We start from the raw sequence: 18845 nt of genomic DNA on the forward strand, positions 1-18845 counted from the left end.
GTCCACGATCAGCCGAGTACCCGAATCCCGCAGCGACCGTCATCTCGGTAGCCACGACAGGAGCCAGCCAGGTCGAATCTCAACGCAACTCGCTTGCTGTACTCCGGGTGCGCCTCGGCGAGCATCCGACTCCCTCCATTTGTCGCTCAAGCCGCAATCACGGATCAGCGACATACCGCCATCCTTAGTCATTCACCGGCTTACTGACCTGCATCTCCGGCGAAAGGGTCGATTCATTTCATCCTTGGCGAAGCCGCCAACCGGTGCCTTTTCCCGCGCTAGCTCCCCCGTCAATATCGTGGTAGCGGCAGTTCGAAGCCGGGCCAAGTCGATGTGTCCCATCCCATCACCGCCTTCTCGCCAACAACGCGGGAAATTCGCACGAAATGACGTCTTATTCGGCTCGTCCACGTAAAATTTGCGAATCTCCGTCCCTGCTGGATCCAGAATGATGAACGCCGCCACTCAGATAGCTCGGGCCGTCTGCCCGCACGATTGTCCGGACACCTGCGCAATGCGCGTGACCGTCGAAAACGGCAAGGCGATCAAAGTCACCGGCGACCCAGACCATCCGCCCACGCAAGGCGTGTTGTGTACGAAAGTCAGCCGCTATGCCGACCGCGTTCATCATCCCGATCGCCTGACCGTCCCGCTCAAGCGCGTCGGTGAGAAGGGGGAAGGGCGCTTCGTGCCGATCAGCTGGAGCGAGGCGTTCGACGAGATCGGTCGTCGCCTGGGTGAAATCGCCGCGCGCGCGCCGGAGGCGATCGTGCCGTACAGCTATGCCGGAACGATGGGGCTCGTGCAGGGTGAAGGCATTGCACAGCGATTCTTCCACACGCTCGGTGCGTCCCGGCTCGAGCGGACAATCTGCGCCGCGGCCGGTGCGGCGGGGCTGCGTTATACGTATGGCGGCAGCGTCGGCATGCATCTCGAGCATTTCGAGGAAAGCGAGCTGATCCTGATCTGGGGCGCTAATCCGATCGCTTCGAGCCTGCACTTCTGGACCCGCGCACAGGAAGCCAAGCGTCGCGGTGCGCGCTTGGTCGCCATCGACCCCTACCGCTCGCTGACGGCAGAGAAATGCCACCAGCACATCGCCTTGAAACCGGGCACCGACGGCGCGTTCGCGCTCGGCATGATGCATGTGCTGATGACCGAAGATCTGCTCGATCACGACTACATCGCGCGCCATACGCTCGGCTTCGACGCGCTGAAGGCGCGCGCCCTGTCCTATCCGCCGGAGCGCGTCGCGCAGATCTGCGGCATTGACGTGTCGGAACTGATAGAACTCGCGCGCCGCTATGGCGCGACCCGCAAGGCCTCGATTCGCCTCAACTATGGCATGCAGCGCGTACGCGGCGGCGGCAACGCCGTGCGGGCGATTGCGAGCCTGCCTGCGCTGACGGGCGCGTGGCGTGACCGTGCCGGCGGGTTGCTGCTGTCGTCGTCGGAATCCGCCCCGGTCGATCAGGCGGCGCTGCTGCGTCCCGATCTGATACCTGGCTGGCCGCACAAGCTGCCGCGCCTCATCAACATGAACGCGATCGGCGACGCGCTGCTGCATCCCGGCGATTCGACGTTCGGGCCGAAGGTGGAAGCGATCGTTGTCTACAACTCGAATCCGGTCGCGGTCGCGCCCGATTCGTCGAAGGTGGCTGCAGGCTTCGCTCGCGGAGATTTGTTTACGGTCGTTCTCGAACACTTCAAGACAGATACCGTTGATTTCGCCGACATTGTGTTGCCGGCCACGACGCAACTCGAGCATCTCGACGTTCACAAGTCGTACGGCCATACCTACGTGATGGCGAATCTGCCGGCGATTCCGCCGGTCGGCGACGCGCGGCCGAACACCGAAATCTTTCGCGGCATCGCACGCAGCATGGGGCTGGACGAGCCTGCGCTTTATCACACCGACGAAGAGGTCGCGCAGGCGGCGCTCCGCTGGGATGACCCGGCGCTCGGCAGCGACTGGGATACGTTGAAGCGTGCCGGCTGGCTGAAGCTCAAGGTGGCCGACGCGCCTTTCGCGAATGGTGGCTTCCGTACGCCGTCAGGCAAGTGCGAGTTCTACAGCGCGCGCCTCGAGCAGATGGGCATGGATCCGGTGCCCGATTACCTGCCGCCATTCGAATCGGCGGAGGCCGCGCCTGAACTCGCCGCCCGCTACCCGCTCGCGATGATTTCGCCGCCGGCCAGGCACTTCCTTAACAGTACGTTCGTGAACGTGGAGAGTCTGCGCAGCACGGAAGGCCAGCCGCACCTCGACATGCACCCGGCCGATGCCGATGCGCGCGGCATTGAGGACGGCGACGTCGTCCGTATCTTCAACGACCGCGGCTCGATGCAGGCCATCGCGAGAATTACCGATCGCGCACGCGCGGGGCTCGTCGTCGGGCTATCGATCTGGTGGAAGAAATTGTCGGCGGACGGACGGAACGCGAACGAAGTGACGAGCCAGGCGCTGACCGATCTCGGCAACTCGGCGACGTTTTACGATTGTCTCGTGGAAGTTGAGCGGATTTGACCGAATTTCACGATATGGTCAGACGAATTTATTCGAAAGTTCGAAGTGGGCATCTAACCCTGTTGTATCGGGACGGGCGAGCCGCTACGATGCGTTTTAGCACGACCATTCGAAAATCTGTGAGGAGACGCGCGGCATGGAAAAAATTTGGCTGAAATCGTACCCACCCGGCGTTCCAGCCGAAATTGACGCGTCCCAGTATCCCTCCATCCCGGATCTCCTCGACGAAAGCTTCAGGCAGTATCGCGACCGCAAGGCGTTCGTCTGCATGGGCAAGGGCATCACGTACGGCGAACTCGATGCGCTGTCGCGCCAGTTCGGCGCGTGGCTGCAGTCTCGCGGCCTGCAGCGCGGCGCCCGCGTCGCGCTCATGATGCCGAACGTGTTGCAGTACCCGGTGGCGATCGTCGCGGTACTGCGAGCGGGTTACACCGTCGTCAACGTCAACCCGCTTTATACGCCGCGCGAGCTCGAGCATCAGCTGAAGGACAGCGGGGCAGAGGCGATCGTCATCCTCGAGAATTTCGCGTCGACACTGCAAGCCGTCATCGCCAATACCGCGGTCAAGCATGTCGTGGTCGCGTCGATGGGCGACCTGCTGGGTATCAAGGGCTGGCTCGTCAACTACGTCGTGCGCAACGTGAAGAAGATGGTGCCGGCCTGGCAGCTTCCCTCGTTCACGCGCTTCAAGGCCGCGCTGTCAGAAGGTGCGCGGCTGACCTTCAAGCCGCAGAAGCTCGACCCCGACGACGTCGCGTTCCTCCAGTACACGGGCGGCACGACGGGCGTTGCGAAGGGGGCAACGCTGCTGCACCGGAACATCGTGTCGAACGTGCTGCAGGCCGGCGCGTGGCACCATCCCGCGCACGAGAAGTACCCCGAGGTGAAGCAGTTCGTGACGGTCGTTGCGCTGCCGCTCTATCACGTGTTTGCGCTGACGGTCTGCGGCTTCCTGACGATGCGCACGGGCGGCATGGGCATCCTGATCCCGAACCCGCGCGACATCGGCGGCATGATCAAGGAACTGAAGGGTTACCAGATCTCGACGATTCCGGCCGTCAACACGCTGTACAACGCGCTGCTGAACCATCCCGAATTCAACCAACTCGACCTGTCGAAGCTCGTGATCGCGAACGGCGGCGGGATGGCGATCCAGGAAGGCGTCGCGAAGCGCTGGTATGAGAAGACCCATACGGCAATCGTCGAAGGGTATGGTCTGTCCGAAACGTCGCCGGTTGCGACCTGCAACCCGGTAACGGCGACCGAGTACAGCGGGACGATCGGCCTGCCGCTGCCGTCGACCGAAGTTGCGATTCGCGACGATGCGGGCAACGACGTCGCGCTCGGCGAACCGGGCGAAATCTGCATTCGCGGGCCGCAGGTCATGGCCGGCTACTGGAATCGCCCGGAAGAAACCGCGAAGGTCATGTTCCCGGACGGCTTCTTCAAGACCGGCGACGTCGGCGTGATGGACGCGCGCGGTTACGTGAAGATCGTCGACCGGAAGAAGGACATGATCCTGGTCTCCGGCTTCAACGTGTATCCGAACGAGGTCGAGGACGTGGTGGCGTCGCACCCGGGCGTGTTCGAGGTGGCGGCGGTCGGCGTGCCGGACGAGCACTCGGGCGAAGCCGTGAAGCTGTTCGTCGTGAAGAAGGATCCGGCGCTCACCGACAAGGACATCCTCGCGTACTGCAAGGAGCGGCTCACGGGCTACAAGCGGCCGAAGCTCGTGGAGTTCCGCACGGAACTGCCGAAGACGAACGTCGGCAAGATCCTGCGGCGCGAACTGCGCGACGGACGCGCATAACGCCGAAGTCGACGGAACGAGCCCGGCCTGTGCCGGGTTTTTTTGTTTGTGGCGCGGGAGTCAGTGCCGTGGCGCCGTGGTCCGCTATCGCCGGAGCGACGCGGGTTCGACCGGGTGTCCGGTGGCTCGCGGCACGATCTGGCGGAGCGGCCTGTCGTCGTCGCTCCGATCGCATGGCGCCAGCATCCTCGTGCACACCACCGGCCGCTGCGCTTGCGTCGACGCAGCATCGCGAACGGTTCGTCGCCGTGAACACGTTGCCCGGCGATCATTTCGCACATCGTCCCAAAAGAAAAAGGCGCCCGAAGGCGCCTTCAATGTCCAGCGGCTTGTCAAACAAGCTGATTAGAACTTGTGACGGATGCCGACGCGTGCCGCGACCTGGTTGGTGGTGCTCGAACCGCTGAGACCATTGATCGCTGCCGTCGCCTGTACGACTCTGCCATCTGCGTCGAGCGCATTGCCCGATGCGTGCTGGTACACGCCGATCACGTAGACGTCCGTGCGCTTCGACAGGAAGTAGTCGACACCCAGCGAGCCCTGGTGGTACTTGGCTGCGGAGGCGTTGTCGATCTTGCTGCCTTGCGTGTAGTCGTACGCTGCGCCGAGGATCAGCGCCGGGGTCAGCTGGTACTTGAAGTTGATTTCGCCGTTGTTGAACGTCGCGGTCTGGTTCACGTACGGACCAACCGAGAAGCCCTTGAACTTCGTGTTCGAGTACGTCGCGCCGATCGTCGCCGCACCGAACGTGTACGCACCGCCCGCGCCGATGACCTGGTACGTGTTCGCGTTGTTCGCGTACGCGCCGTAGACCGGCGACGTGACCGGAACAGCCGAAGCCGTCGAACCGTTGTTGAACATGCCGCCGGCGTTGCCCGGCGTACGTGCGTTCAAGTACCCGACGCCCAGGACCAGCGGGCCGTTGTTGTAGCCTGCGCCGAGCGACCAGACCTGGTTCCTCGCGAACTGGCCCGCGATGCCGCCGAGGCTGTACAAGCCGCCGAACGAGAAGCCGGCGTACGTCGGGCTCGTGTACTTGATCGCGTTGTTCACGCGATACGCATTGTTGAAGTTGTCGAGGTCGCCCGGGTGAGCGGCGATGTAGCCGCCCCATTGGTCGCCTGCCTCGAGCGGGCCGACGAAGTCGACGACGGAGTCGTACTGACGGCCCAGCGTGACCGTACCGGCCTGGCTCGACAGGCCGACGTAAGCCTGACGGCCGAACATCAGGCTGCCCTGGCCGAGCTTGCCGGAGTTGACGTCAAAACCGTTCTCGAGCACGAAGATCGCCTTCAGGCCGTTGCCCAGATCTTCGGTGCCGCGCATGCCGAAGCGGCTGCCTTGCATCACGCCGCTGGCCATGCTGTACAGGTGCTTGCCGCCTGCGTTGTTGTTGAAGAGCAGGCCTTCATCGATGATGCCGTAAAGCGTCACGCTGCTTTGCGCATGGGCTGCGCCAGCAAACGCGCCCAGCGCGAGGAGCGCGAGAAGCGACTTTTTCATTAACGGATCTCCAAGATGTACTGAATTTTTTGGCGGGGCGGATAGTTATGTTGTGTTCACGGGCCCCATCAACTTCGCAAGAAGTCGCACGTAATGTAGCAAAGCCGATTTTTCCGACAAAGCGAAATGCCGTGGCGCAAGGCCGCCATGTTTCCTTTATGCAACAATGGTTAAAATCACGGGTTAACCGCAATTTCCGCTGAATAATCAAGTCGGTTACGTAGCGGAGCACGTGCCTTTGCCGCCCGCGGCAACACACGCAGCCAGGAGAACAGGATGGTGTTGGATGAACTGATCAGCGAATTCGATCGCGGCCTGCGATCGCTGACCGGCATTAGCCGGATGAGCCGCCCCGTGCCCGTGCCGGCCGAGCCGCCGGCCGGCGAACTGACGCCCGCGGAGCGCACGCATGCAGCCGGGTTGATGCGCGTGAACCACGTCGGCGAGGTCTGTGCGCAGGCGCTTTATCAGGCGCAGAAGCTGACCGCGCGCTCGTCGTCGTCGAAGGCGATGTTCGAGGAAGCCGCGCGCGAGGAGGAGGATCATCTCGCGTGGACCGCACACCGGCTGAAGGAACTCGATTCGCGCCCGAGCCTGCTCAATCCGCTGTGGTACGCCGGCGCGCTCGCGATCGGCGTCGCGGCCGGCACGCTGGGCGACAAGGTGAGCCTCGGCTTCATGGCAGAGACGGAGCGCCAGGTCGAGAGCCACCTCGATGGGCACCTGTCCGAATTGCCGCCGGCCGACACGGCGTCGCGCGCGATCGTCGAGCAGATGCGGCTCGACGAGGTGAAGCACGGCAAGGCCGCGACCGACGCCGGCGGAATCGAACTGCCGCTGCCCGCGCGGATGCTGATGCGCGCAGCGTCGAAAGTCATGACGAGCACTGCGTACTATCTGTGATACTCGGCCGGGGCGGCGCGCACGCCGCCGCCCCGGCCCGCCGCCGCCGATACCGCCCGTTTTTTCCGCGTTTTCCCGCCCCCGAAAGCCCCGTCCGCACGCCAGTCTGGCCCGCCTTTCTCACGTATCACCTTCACAAGTTGCACTAGCTCATTCATTTATAACGGTTTTTGGTATGAGGGGCCGCATGAGCATGTGCGCGTAAGTCCTTGTTCTAACTAACAAAATTCGTCAAAAAACCGGGCCGCTCCCTTGACCGTGCCAAACCCTTCCTCTAAAGTGGGAGACAGTGTGAGAAAGTGTATTTTTGTGTGATTTAGCAGGCTGTTCCGGCTAAATTCTTGAGCGTTGAGCGGGCGCTTCGGTGCCCTGAACGGGAGAGCGGAAAGTGTTCCAAGGGGCGTCGGCGCTGACGCTCGATGCGAAAGGGCGGATGTCGGTGCCGGCTCGCTATCGCGAAGCGCTGCAAGGACAGGCAGAAGGACGGGTGACTGTGACCAAGCACCCGGACGGCTGCCTGTTGCTGTTTCCGCGCCCCGAATGGGAAGTATTCCGCGCCAAGATCGCCGCGCTGCCGATGGACGCTCATTGGTGGCGGCGGATTTTTCTCGGCAACGCGATGGATGTCGATCTCGACAGCGCGGGCCGGATTCTCGTATCGCCCGAGCTGCGGATGGCAGCCGGACTGGAAAAGGAAGTCATGTTGTTGGGAATGGGTAGTCACTTCGAGCTGTGGGATTCGCAGACCTACAACGCGAAGGAGCAGGCAGCGATGGCGCAGGGCATGCCCGACGCGCTCAAGAACTTTACGTTCTGATTGCGGTGACGGAGACGCCCGCGATGGGAAATGAATTGCAGCATCGGACCGTGTTGCTGGACGAGGCGGTCGAGTCGCTCGTGACGCGGCCGGACGGCATCTATGTCGACGGCACGTTCGGGCGCGGCGGTCATAGCCGCGCGGTACTCGCGCGGCTGGCGCCGGCCGGGCGGCTGATCGCGTTCGACAAGGATCCGAGGGCGATCGAGACGGCGCAGCGCATCGAGGACGCGCGCTTCTCGATCGTGCACGACAGCTTTGCATCGATGCGCGACGCGCTTGCGGCGCGCGGCGTCGAGAAGGTGGCGGGTGTGTTGCTGGACCTGGGCGTGTCCTCGCCGCAGGTGGACGATCCGGCGCGCGGCTTCAGCTTTCGCGCGGATGGCCCGCTGGACATGCGGATGGATCCGACGCGCGGCGAGTCGGCGGCCGAGTGGCTCGCGCGGGCTTCGGTGCAGGAATTGACGGAGGTGATACGGGATTATGGGGAAGAACGGTTTGCTTTTCAGATTGCAAAGGCGCTTGTTGCTCGCCGGGCAGAGTCCGACCGTCTTGGGCCTCTCGACACCACGGGCGAGCTTGCCCAAATCGTGGGTCACGTCGTCAAAACCCGTGAGAAGGGCAAGGATCCGGCAACCCGCACCTTTCAGGCTATACGGATTCACGTCAATCAAGAGCTTGCGGACCTGCAAGTAGTACTAGGCGCGGCATTGTCGTTGCTGGAGCAAGGGGGGCGGCTGGTGGTCATCAGCTTTCATTCACTCGAGGACCGGATCGTCAAGCGATTCATGCAGGCGCACGCGAGTGCGCCCGCGGTCGATCGTCGCCTGCCGATCCGTGCCGTCGACCTCCCGAGCCCGCCGCTCAAGATCATCGGCCGCCAGTTTCCGAGCGAAGCGGAAGTCGTCGCGAATCCGCGCGCCCGTTCGGCCGTGATGCGCATCGCGGAGCGCGTCACGCCATGAGCCGCTTCAATATCTTCCTGCTGATCATCGTGATGGGCTGCGCGCTGTCGGTCGTCAACTCGACGAACCAGCAGCGCAAGATCTTCATCCAGCTGCAGCGCGCGCAATCGCAGGAGCGGCAGCTGCAGCAGGACTATGCGCAGCTTCAATATCAGCAGAGCGCGCTGTCGAAGACGTCGCGCATCGAGCAGCTCGCGAACGATTCGCTGAAGATGCAACCGATCACGACGGGCCGCACCCAGTACCTGACGCTGCCGCCGGGTGCCGTGAAGGCGATCGACGCGCCGATTCCCGCTTCGGCCGATACGGCCGCCAAGGGCAACGGGGGCGCGCGATGAAACCGTCGAAAAAGCGCCAGGACGTGAAATTCTCGTCGAGTCCCGTCCTCGGCGTGCACCTGCCGATGTGGCGCTCGAAGCTCGTCGTGTTCATGCTGTTCATGGCGTTCGTCGCGCTGGCCGCGCGGGCGTTCTGGATTCAGGGCCCGGGCAACGCGTTCTATCAGAAGCAGGGCGAAAGCCGCTACCAGCGCACGCTCGAGTTGCCGGCCACGCGCGGCAAGATCCTCGACCGTAACGGGCTCGTGCTCGCGACGAGCTTGCCCGTGCGCGCGATCTGGGCGATTCCCGACGCCGTGCCGGACGATCTCGACGCCGACAAGGTCAACCAGCTCGGCAAGCTCCTCGGCATGACGCCGAAGGAACTGCGCGTGAAGCTGTCGGAAGACAAGGGTTTCGTCTATGTGAAGCGCCAGGTGCCGATCGACGTCGCGGACAAGGTCGCCGCGCTCGACATCCCCGGCATCTACCAGCGCAACGAATACAAGCGGTTCTATCCGGAAGGCGAGATCACGGCGCACCTGATCGGCTTCACGAATGTCGAGGACGAAGGGCAGGAAGGCGTCGAGCTCGGCGACCAGAAGATGCTGTCCGGCACGTCCGGCGTGCGCCGCGTGATCAAGGACCGGATGGGGCACATCGTCGAGGACGTCGCCGAACAGATTCCGCCGCACAACGGGACGGACGTCGACCTGTCGATCGACAGCAAGATCCAGTACATCGCGTATGCGAACCTGAAGGCCGCCGTCGAGAAGTTCAAGGCGAAGGCCGGCGCCGCGATGGTCGTCGACGTGCGCACCGGCGAGGTGCTCGCGCTGGTCAACTATCCGACCTACAACCCGAACGACCGCTCGCACCTGACGGGCGAGCAGCTGCGCAACCGGATCCTGACCGACGTGTTCGAGCCGGGCTCGATCATGAAGCCGTTTACGGTGTCGCTCGCGCTCGACCTGCATCGCGTGACGCCGAACACGCTCGTCGAGACGGGCAACGGGCACTTCGTGCTCGATGGCGCACCGATTACCGACGATGCGGGCTTTGGCACGCTGACGGTCGGCGGCGTGATCCAGAAGTCGAGCAACATCGGCGCGACCAAGATCGCGATGACGATGCGGCCCGAGGAAATGTGGGACATGTATACGAGCATCGGCCTCGGCCAGGCGCCGAAGATCGGCTTCCCGGGCGCCGCGGCCGGGCGCCTGCGTCCGTGGAAGAGCTGGCGCCGCATCGAGCAGGCGACGATGTCGTACGGCTACGGCCTGTCGGCGTCGCTGTTCCAGCTGGCGCGCGCATACACCGCGATCGCGCACGACGGCGAGGAGATGCCGGTGACCATTTTCAAGACCGACCCCAACCAGAAGATCACGGGCACGCAGGTCTTCACGGCGAACACCGCCCGTGAAGTGCGGGCGATGCTCGAGACCGTGGTTGCGCCGGGGGGCACGTCGCCGGATGCCGCGGTGCCGGGTTACCGCGTCGGCGGCAAGAGCGGTACCGCCTACAAGCACGAAGGCCACGGCTACACGCGCAAGTACCGCGCGTCGTTCGTCGGGATGGCGCCGATGCCGAATCCGCGCATCGTCGTCGCGGTGTCGGTCGACGAACCGACCGCCGGCAGCCACTTCGGCGGCCAGGTGTCGGGCCCCGTATTTTCGGCGATCGCCGGCGACACGCTGCGCGCGCTGAACGTGCCGCCGAACATGCCGATCAAGCAGCTCGTCGTGTCCGACGACGCAGCGGGCGCGCCCGCTGCGGCAGGCCCCCAGAAGACGGGGCCGCAAAAGCTCGCCGCAGGCGCCGGCGCGAAGCATATGATCGTGTCCAGCACGACGCGTAATTCACCAGGAGTTGTTCGATGAGCGCCGCTCGCAGTTCCCATCCGGCGCATCAGCAGATCGCAACCGCGCTCGCGTGGCTGCGTCAGCATGTGGCCCCCGCGGCGCAATTGCATGCCGACACGCGCAGCCTGCAGGCTGGCGACGTGTTTCTCGGTTATGCGGTCGACGGGGCAGACAATCGCGCGTTCATTTCCGAGGCCGTCGCCCGCGGCGCGGCCGCCGTGCTGTATCAGCCGGAGGGCCTCGCGGCCGCGCCGGCGGTGCCGGTCGCCCTCGCGGTGCCGGCGCTCGACGAGCTGGCCGGCGAGATCGCCAGTGGCTGGTACGGCGACCCGAGCGACAGCCTGCTCGCCATCGGCGTGACCGGCACGAACGGCAAGACATCGTGCACGCAATGGATCGCCGCCGCGCTGACTGCGCTGCATCAGCCGTGCGCGCTGATCGGCACGCTCGGCAGCGGTATGCCGGGGCACCTCGTGCCGACCGGTTTCACGACGCCGGACGCGCCGCAGCTGCAGCGCAGCCTCGCGCAACTGCACGGCGCGGGCGCGAAGGCCGTCGCGATGGAGGTGTCGTCGCACGCGCTGCATCAGGGCCGCGTGAACGGCACGGCATTCGATATCGCGGTCTTCACCAACCTTACGCAGGATCACCTCGACTATCACGGCACGTTCGACGCGTACGAAGCCGCGAAGGCGAGGCTGTTCGCGTGGCGCGGCTTGCGCGCGGCGGTCGTCAATCGCGACGATGCAGTCGGCCGCCGCCTGCTCGAGAAGCTGGCCGGCCGCGTGCGCACGATCGCCTACGGAATCGGCGACGCGCAGGTGCCCGACGCCGATCGCGAGCTGGTTGCCCACGATGTGCGAGCCACGCCCACGGGCACGGCATTCCGCCTGCGCTCGTCGTGGGGTGATGCCGACATCGAGGTCGGCACGCTCGGCACGTTCAACGTCAGCAACCTGCTCGCGGTGCTCGGCGCGCTGCTTGCGGCCGACCTGCCATTCGACGCGGCGGTCGCCGAGATCGCCCGGCTCGAGTCCGTCAACGGCCGCATGCAACGCCTGGGCGGCCGGCTGCAGAACGACGAACCGCTGGTCGTGATCGACTATGCGCACACGCCGGATGCCCTCGAGAAGACGCTCGACGCGTTGCGCCCGATCGCGGCGGCACGCGGCGGCCGGCTCGTCTGCATGTTCGGCTGCGGCGGCGATCGTGACGCGACGAAGCGACCGCTGATGGGCGCGATCGCCGAGCGGCTCGCCGACGAAGTCGTCGTCACGAGCGACAACCCGCGCAGCGAAGATCCGCAGCGCATCATCGATCAAGTCATCGCGGGCATGGCCGCGCCCGATCGCGCACGCCGCATCGAGGATCGCGCGAGCGCGATCCTGCAGGCCGTGCGCGGCGCTGCCCGCGAGGATGTCGTCGTGCTGGCCGGCAAGGGCCACGAGGCGACGCAGGAAATCATGGGCAAGAAACGCACGTTCTCCGACCAGGATCACGCACGGCTCGCGCTTGCGGCCCGTGCAACGCATGGCAAGGGAGGCGGCGAATGACGATGCTCAATCTCCGCGAAGCCGCCAGCCTGATTCCCGGCGCGACCGTCCACGGCGATCCCGGCACCGCGTTCGCGCGCGTGTCGACGGACAGCCGCACGGTCGGCCCGGGCGATCTGTTCGTCGCGCTGAAGGGCGAGCGCTTCGATGCGCACGATTTCCTCGGCGACGTGGCCGCACGCGGTGCCGCCGCGGCGCTCGTTGCGCACGCGCCGGCAGGTCTCGCGATGCCCGTCATCGAGGGCGGCGAAACGCGTGCCGCGCTCGGCGCGCTCGCGCACGGCTGGCGCAAGCGCTTCGCGGTGCCGCTCGTCGCGGTGACGGGCAGCAACGGCAAGACGACCGTGAAGGAAATGATCGCGTCGATCTTCGCCGCGGCAGTCGGCGCCGACGCACGGCTGGCGACGGCCGGGAACCTGAACAACGACATCGGCGTGCCGCTGACGCTGCTGCGCCTGTCGGGCACGCATCGCGTCGCGGTAATCGAACTCGGGATGAACCATCCGGGCGAGACCGAGATCCTCGCGCGCCTCGCGGCGCCGACGGTCGCGCTCGTCAACAACGCGCAGCGCGAACACCAGGAATTCATGGCGACGGTCGAAGCGGTCGCGCTCGAACACGCGGCCGTGATCCACGCGCTGACGCCGGACGGCGTCGCGGTGTTTCCGGCCGACGATGCCTACGCGGGCATCTGGCGCGTCGCGGCGACCGGCAACCGGATTCTGGATTTTGCACTGCACGACGCCGACAGCCACGTCGATGCGCAAGTCACGGGCCGTCTGCACGGCGGCGAGCTTGCGATCGACACGCCGTCGGGCGCGGTGACGGTGCGGCTGCGCGCGCTCGGCGAGCACAACGCACGCAATGCGCTGGCGGCAACGGCCGCGGCGCTCGCAGCCGGCATCGAGCTGGCGGCGGTCAAGCAGGGCCTCGAATCGTTCGAGCCGGTGAAGGGCCGTTTGCAAGTCAAGCAGGCGGGCGTCGGCAGCCTCGCGGGCGCCACCGTCGTCGACGACACCTACAACGCGAACCCGGATTCCATGCGTGCGGCGATCGATGTGCTCGCCGCGCAACCGGCACCGCGCGTGCTGGTGATCGGCGACATGGGCGAAGTCGGCGACGAAGGTCCGGCATTCCACCGCGAGATCGGCGCATATGCGCGCGAGCGCGGCATCGATGCGCTGTTCGCGCTCGGCGATGCGTCGCGCGACGCGTGCACGGCGTACGGCGACACGGCCCGCCATTTCGGCGACGTCGGCGCGCTGGTGTCGGCGCTGCTCGCGGCGGGCTACGGCGCACCGGCGACGGTGCTCGTGAAGGGCTCGCGGTACATGAAGATGGAGCGCGTGGTCGACGCGCTGACGAACCAACCTGCGGCGGGCACGGTGCCCGCCGCACACTGAGTAGAAGGAAGGAAGCATGCTGCTGGCGCTGGCGCAATGGCTGCAAGGAGACGCAAGCTTTTTGCGCTTGTTCACGTACCTGACGTTCCGTGCGGTGGGGGCCACCATCACGGCGCTCGGGATCGGGCTCGTGTGCGGACCGTGGGTGATCCGCAAGCTGACGCAAATGAAGGTCGGCCAGGCCGTGCGCAAGGACGGCCCGCAGAGTCACCTCGTCAAGTCGGGTACGCCGACGATGGGCGGCGTGCTGATCCTCATCGGCATCGCGGTCGCGACGTTGCTGTGGGGCGACCTGACGAACCGGTTCATCTGGATCGTGATGCTCGTCACGTTCGGTTTCGGCGTGATCGGCTGGGTCGACGACTACCGCAAGGTCGTCCACAAGGACCCGCGCGGGATGTCGTCGCGCGAAAAGTATTTCTGGCAGTCGGTGATCGGGCTGTTCGCGGCCGTCTACCTCGCGTTCAGCGTGTCCGAGGCGAACAACGTGCGCGTGTTCGACCTGTTCATGGCGTGGGTGAGGAGCGGCCTGTCGATGGGGCTGCCCGCGCGTGCCGACCTGATGTTGCCGTTCCTGAAGTCGATCAGCTATCCGCTGGGCGTGTGGGGCTTCATCGTGCTGACCTACTTCGTGATCGTCGGCGCAAGCAACGCGGTGAACCTGACCGACGGCCTCGACGGTCTCGTGATCATGCCGGTGGTGCTGGTCGGCGCGTCGCTCGGCGTGTTCGCGTACGTGATGGGCAGCTCGGTCTATTCGAAATACCTGCTGTTCCCGCACATCCCGGGCGCCGGCGAACTGCTGATCTTCTGTTCCGCGATGGGCGGGGCAGGGCTCGCGTTCCTCTGGTACAACACGCACCCCGCACAGGTGTTCATGGGCGACGTCGGCGCACTGGCGCTCGGCGGCGCGCTCGGTACGGTCGCGGTGATCGTGCGCCAGGAAATCGTGCTGTTCATCATGGGCGGCATCTTCGTCGCGGAAACGCTGTCGGTGATGCTGCAGGTCTCGTGGTTCAAGTACACGAAGAAGCGTTACGGCGAAGGGCGGCGTCTGCTGAAGATGGCGCCGCTGCATCACCATTTCGAATTGTCCGGCTGGAAGGAAACGCAGGTCGTGGTGCGTTTCTGGATCATCACGCTGATGCTGTGTCTGTTCGGTCTGTCCACCCTCAAGCTGCGGTAAAGGAAAGGTAACAAGGATGTCTGGCGAGATGTTTGGAGATCGGCAGCGGCCGATGGTGCTCGTACTGGGGCTCGGGGAATCGGGTCTCGCGATCGCGCGATGGTGCGCGAGGCACGGGTGCCGGCTGCGTATTGCCGATACCCGCGAGGCGCCGCCGAACCTTGCCGCGCTGCAGGCCGAAGGCATCGATGCGGAGTTCGTCGGCGGCCCGTTCACGCCCGCGCTGCTCGACGGCGGCGTCGAGATCGTCGGGCTGAGCCCCGGCCTGTCGCCGCTCGAACCTGCACTGGCTGCGCTGATCGCAGCGTCGAACGAGCGCGGGATCGCGGTGTGGGGCGAGCTGGAATTCTTCGCGCAGGCGCTGCGCGCGCTCGGCACGAGCGGCTACCAGCCGAAGGTGCTCGCGATCACGGGCACCAACGGCAAGACCACGACGACGAGCCTCACGGGCCTGCTGTGCCAGCGCTCGGGCAAGAAGGTCGCTGTCGCGGGCAACATCAGCCCGGCGATGCTCGACCGGCTTGCGAACGCGATCGACGAAACCGCGCTGCCCGACGTCTGGGTGCTCGAGCTGTCGAGCTTCCAGCTCGAAACCGCGCGCACGTTCGCACCCGATGCGGCCGCGATTCTCAACATCACGCAGGATCACCTCGACTGGCACGGCAGCTTCGACGCATATGCGGCGGCGAAGGGCCGGATCTTCGGCGCGACGACGACGCGCGTGCTGAACCGCGACGATGCGGCCGTGATGAAGTTCGCGCCGGCCGCCGGCGCGGCGGATGCGGCGCGCACGGTCACGTTCGGCCTGAATGAACCCGTGCAGGATGGCGACTACGGCCTGTCGCGCGACAACGGTATCGCGTGGCTGGTCGAAGCCATCGACCGCGACGCGCCGGACGAAACGACGACGAGCCGCCGCCGCAAGCGCGACGGCGCCCATACGCCCGACATCGCGTCGAAACGCCTGATGCCGGCCGACGCGCTGCGCATCCGCGGGCTGCACAACGCGGCGAACGCGCTGGCCGCGTTCGCGCTCGCGCGTGCGATCGACCTGCCGGCCGCGCCGCTGCTGCACGCGTTGCGCGAATACCGCGGCGAAGCGCATCGCGTCGAAGTGATCGCGACGATCGACGACGTGGACTACGTCGACGACAGCAAGGGAACGAACGTCGGCGCGACGGTTGCCGCGCTCGACGGGCTCGCGCAGAAGATCGTGCTGATCGCCGGTGGCGACGGCAAGGGGCAGGATTTCGCGCCACTGGTCGCGCCGGTCGCGCGCTGGTGCCGCGCGGTGATGCTGATCGGCCGCGACGCGCCGGCGATTCGCGACACGCTCGCCGAAACCGGCGTGCCGCTCGCCGACCACGCGACGCTCGAAGGCGCGGTGCACGCCGCAGCCGAACTCGCCGAGCCGGGCGATGCGGTGCTGCTGTCACCCGCATGCGCGAGCCTCGACATGTTCCGGAATTACGCCCATCGCGCGGACGTGTTCCGCGCGGCGGTGGATGAAGTCGCCATCGACAAAGGAGCGACGTCATGAGCTGGTCCGATCGCCTCGTCTCCCGTTTCAACGACCGGCGCGACACCGGCGGCAATGCCGCCGGCGGCCGCGTCGCGTCGGCCACGCGCGCCGCGACCGGCGGCCTCGCGAGTGTCGTCAACGGGGTGCGGCCGAGCCGCTCGCGGATGCTCGATTTCGACTACTCGCTGCTGTGGGTCGCGATCGCGCTGCTCGGGCTCGGCGTCGTGATGGTGTATTCGGCGTCGATCGCGATGCCCGATTCGCCGAAATACGCGTCGTATCACGATTACGCGTTCCTGATGCGTCACTGCATTTCGCTGGTCGTCGCGTTCATCGCGGCGGTGATCGCGTTCCGCGTGCCGATCTCGACGTGGGACAAATATGCACCGCATCTCTTCCTGATCGCGCTGGTCGGACTCGTGATCGTGCTGATCCCGCACGTCGGCAAGGGCGTGAACGGCGCGCGCCGCTGGATTCCGCTCGGCATCACGAACATGCAGCCGTCGGAAATCATGAAGCTCGCGGTGACGATCTACGCGGCGAACTACACGGTGCGCAAGCAGGAGTACATGCAGAGCTTCGCGAAGGGCTTCCTGCCGATGGCGTTCGCGGTCGGTCTCGTCGGCGCGCTGCTGCTGCTCGAGCCGGACATGGGCGCGTTCATGGTGGTCGCCGCGATCGCGATGGGCGTGCTGTTCCTCGGCGGCGTGAACGGCAAGCTGTTCGGCGGCCTGGTCGCGACGGCGGTCGGCACCTTCACGATGCTCGTGTGGCTGTCGCCGTGGCGCCGCGAGCGGATCTTCGCGTATCTCGATCCGTGGGACGAACGCTACGCGCAGGGCAAGGCATACCAGCTCACGCACTCGCTGATCGCGTTCGGCCGCGGCGAGTGGTTCGGCGTCGGCCTTGGCGGCAGCGTCGAGAAGCTGAACTACCTGCCCGAAGCGCACACCGACTTCATCCTCGCGGTGATCGGCGAGGAACTCGGCTTCGTCGGCGTGCTGGTCGTGATCCTGCTGTTCTACTGGATCGTGCGCCGCGCGTTCGAGATCGGCCGTCAGGCGCTCGCGCTCGACCGCACGTTCGCGGGCCTGATGGCGAAGGGCATCGGCATCTGGTTCGGCGCGCAGACGTTCATCAACATGGGCGTGAACCTCGGCCTGCTGCCGACCAAGGGGCTGACGCTGCCGCTCGTGAGCTACGGCGGTTCGGGCATCTTGCTGAACTGTATTGCGCTCGCGGTGCTGCTGCGGGTGGACTACGAGAACCGGGTGTTGATGCGCGGAGGGAAGGTATGACCGCGTCGCGACGCACGCTGATGGTGATGGCAGGCGGCACCGGGGGCCACGTGTTCCCGGGGCTGGCGGTCGCGCACCGGATGGAAGCGGCGGGCTGGCGCGTGGTATGGCTCGGCAATCCGGCCGGGATGGAAGCGACGCTCGTGCCGAAGCACGGCATTCCGATGGAATACGTGCGCTTCGGCGGGCTGCGCGGCAAGGGCCTGAAGACCAAGCTGACGCTGCCGTTCACCCTGCTGCGCGCGTGCTGGCAGAGCCTCGCCGCACTGCGCCGCGTGCGACCGGACGTCGTGCTCGGGATGGGCGGCTACATCACGTTCCCGGCGGGCGTGATGACCGCGCTGTCGGGGCGTCCGCTCGTGCTGCACGAACAGAATTCGATCGCGGGTCTCGCGAACAAGGTGCTCGCGAAATTCGCGAAGCGCGTGCTCGTCGCGTTCCCCGGCGCGCTGCCGCACGCGGAATGGACCGGCAACCCGATTCGTGCGGAACTTGCGCGCACGGCAACACCCAAAGGACGCTATGCATCGCGCAGCGGCCCGCTGAACGTGCTGGTGGTCGGCGGCAGTCTCGGCGCCGCCGCGCTGAACGAAGTCGTGCCGCGCGCGTTGGCGCTGCTGGCGCCGGGCGAGCGCCCGCGCATCGTGCACCAGGCCGGCGCGAAGCACATCGACGCGCTGAAGGCGAACTACGAAGCGGCCGGTTTCGCCGGCGGCGACGACGTCCGGCTCGTGCCGTTCATCGACGACATGGCGACCGCGTACGCGGCAGCGGATCTCGTGATCTGCCGCTCGGGCGCGATGACGGTGTCGGAGATCGCGGCCGTGGGCGTGGCGGCGCTGTTCGTGCCGTTCCCGTACGCGGTCGACGATCACCAGACGACCAACGCCGCGTTCCTCGCCGATGCGGGCGCGGCGGTGCTGGTGCAACAACGCGACCTGTCGGCGGAACTGCTCGCGGACTGGCTGCGCGGCCAGTCGCGGGCGTCGCTCGCGGAGATGGCGGAGCGTTCGCGCTCGCTGGCAAAGCCCGAGGCCACCGATGAAGTCGCGCGCGTCTGCGCGAAGGCGGCCGGCGCGAACCTGGAAACACTTAAATGAAACAACCCCCACGCTCACTTCGTTCGCTCGGGGGGGCTCAGCCCCCCCGTCTCCCGCGGGCGCTTCCATCGAAGCACGG

General features: G+C 66.0%; 14 protein-coding genes. 13 read left to right on the forward strand and 1 reads right to left on the reverse strand.

From position 1 onward, the window contains the following. The first annotated feature begins 451 nt into the window (after positions 1–451). Both ACTJKF_RS27695 and ACTJKF_RS27700 read left to right on the forward strand, forming a co-directional pair. Positions 452–2527 carry a molybdopterin-containing oxidoreductase family protein gene (locus tag ACTJKF_RS27695; RefSeq protein ID WP_440627897.1) on the forward strand — a complete coding sequence of 692 codons (2076 nt, stop codon included), beginning with the start codon at positions 452–454 and terminating at the stop codon, positions 2525–2527. Positions 2528–2663: 136 nt separating this feature from the next. Then, positions 2664–4337, forward strand: coding sequence for a long-chain fatty acid--CoA ligase (locus ACTJKF_RS27700; protein WP_440627898.1), 1674 nt, complete (start codon positions 2664–2666; stop codon positions 4335–4337). 345 nt (positions 4338–4682) lie between these two features. Here the strand turns inward: ACTJKF_RS27700 and ACTJKF_RS27705 are convergent, their stop codons facing one another. Continuing rightward, positions 4683–5840, reverse strand: coding sequence for a porin (locus ACTJKF_RS27705; RefSeq protein ID WP_440627899.1), 1158 nt, complete (start codon positions 5838–5840; stop codon positions 4683–4685). Positions 5841–6116: 276 nt separating this feature from the next. On the opposite strand from ACTJKF_RS27705, the gene coq7 reads away from it, so the two are divergent. From coq7 to murG, 11 genes are all read left to right on the forward strand, one after another. Continuing rightward, positions 6117–6743: a 2-polyprenyl-3-methyl-6-methoxy-1,4-benzoquinone monooxygenase gene (gene coq7, locus ACTJKF_RS27710; protein ID WP_440627912.1), complete on the forward strand. Its 627-nt coding sequence runs from the start codon at positions 6117–6119 to the stop codon at positions 6741–6743. Between the two features lie 388 nt (positions 6744–7131). After that, positions 7132–7560 carry a division/cell wall cluster transcriptional repressor MraZ gene (gene mraZ / locus ACTJKF_RS27715; protein ID WP_006487094.1) on the forward strand — a complete coding sequence of 143 codons (429 nt, stop codon included), beginning with the start codon at positions 7132–7134 and terminating at the stop codon, positions 7558–7560. A 23-nt stretch (positions 7561–7583) separates the two neighbouring features. Then, a complete protein-coding gene (gene rsmH, locus ACTJKF_RS27720) occupies positions 7584–8525 on the forward strand; it encodes a 16S rRNA (cytosine(1402)-N(4))-methyltransferase RsmH (RefSeq protein WP_440627915.1) in 942 nt (313 codons plus the stop codon). Further along, positions 8522–8863 carry a cell division protein FtsL gene (gene ftsL, locus ACTJKF_RS27725; protein ID WP_440627917.1) on the forward strand — a complete coding sequence of 114 codons (342 nt, stop codon included), beginning with the start codon at positions 8522–8524 and terminating at the stop codon, positions 8861–8863. The genes rsmH and ftsL overlap by 4 nt, the downstream gene beginning before the upstream one ends. Continuing rightward, positions 8860–10722, forward strand: a complete 1863-nt coding sequence (locus tag ACTJKF_RS27730) for a peptidoglycan D,D-transpeptidase FtsI family protein (RefSeq protein ID WP_440627919.1) — start codon at positions 8860–8862, stop codon at positions 10720–10722. The genes ftsL and ACTJKF_RS27730 overlap by 4 nt, the downstream gene beginning before the upstream one ends. Then, positions 10719–12257, forward strand: coding sequence for a UDP-N-acetylmuramoyl-L-alanyl-D-glutamate--2,6-diaminopimelate ligase (locus ACTJKF_RS27735; protein WP_440627921.1), 1539 nt, complete (start codon positions 10719–10721; stop codon positions 12255–12257). Before ACTJKF_RS27730 ends, ACTJKF_RS27735 begins: the two co-directional genes overlap by 4 nt. Next, positions 12254–13660 (forward strand): UDP-N-acetylmuramoyl-tripeptide--D-alanyl-D-alanine ligase, encoded by a 1407-nt coding sequence (locus ACTJKF_RS27740; protein ID WP_440627923.1) that lies wholly within the window; start codon positions 12254–12256, stop codon positions 13658–13660. Before ACTJKF_RS27735 ends, ACTJKF_RS27740 begins: the two co-directional genes overlap by 4 nt. Positions 13661–13676: 16 nt before the next feature. Then, positions 13677–14846, forward strand: a complete 1170-nt coding sequence (gene mraY / locus ACTJKF_RS27745) for a phospho-N-acetylmuramoyl-pentapeptide-transferase (protein ID WP_174927986.1) — start codon at positions 13677–13679, stop codon at positions 14844–14846. 28 nt (positions 14847–14874) lie between these two features. Next, a complete protein-coding gene (gene murD, locus ACTJKF_RS27750; RefSeq protein WP_440627925.1) occupies positions 14875–16386 on the forward strand; it encodes a UDP-N-acetylmuramoyl-L-alanine--D-glutamate ligase in 1512 nt (503 codons plus the stop codon). Beyond that, positions 16383–17666: a putative lipid II flippase FtsW gene (ftsW, locus tag ACTJKF_RS27755; RefSeq protein WP_440627928.1), complete on the forward strand. Its 1284-nt coding sequence runs from the start codon at positions 16383–16385 to the stop codon at positions 17664–17666. The genes murD and ftsW overlap by 4 nt, the downstream gene beginning before the upstream one ends. Then, entirely contained in the window at positions 17663–18766 is a 1104-nt protein-coding gene (gene murG, locus ACTJKF_RS27760) for an undecaprenyldiphospho-muramoylpentapeptide beta-N-acetylglucosaminyltransferase (protein ID WP_440627930.1), read from the forward strand. Before ftsW ends, murG begins: the two co-directional genes overlap by 4 nt. Positions 18767–18845 lie beyond the last annotated feature (79 nt).

The organism is Burkholderia sp. 22313 (assembly GCF_052045245.1).
In the GTDB taxonomy this organism is placed as follows: domain Bacteria; phylum Pseudomonadota; class Gammaproteobacteria; order Burkholderiales; family Burkholderiaceae; genus Burkholderia.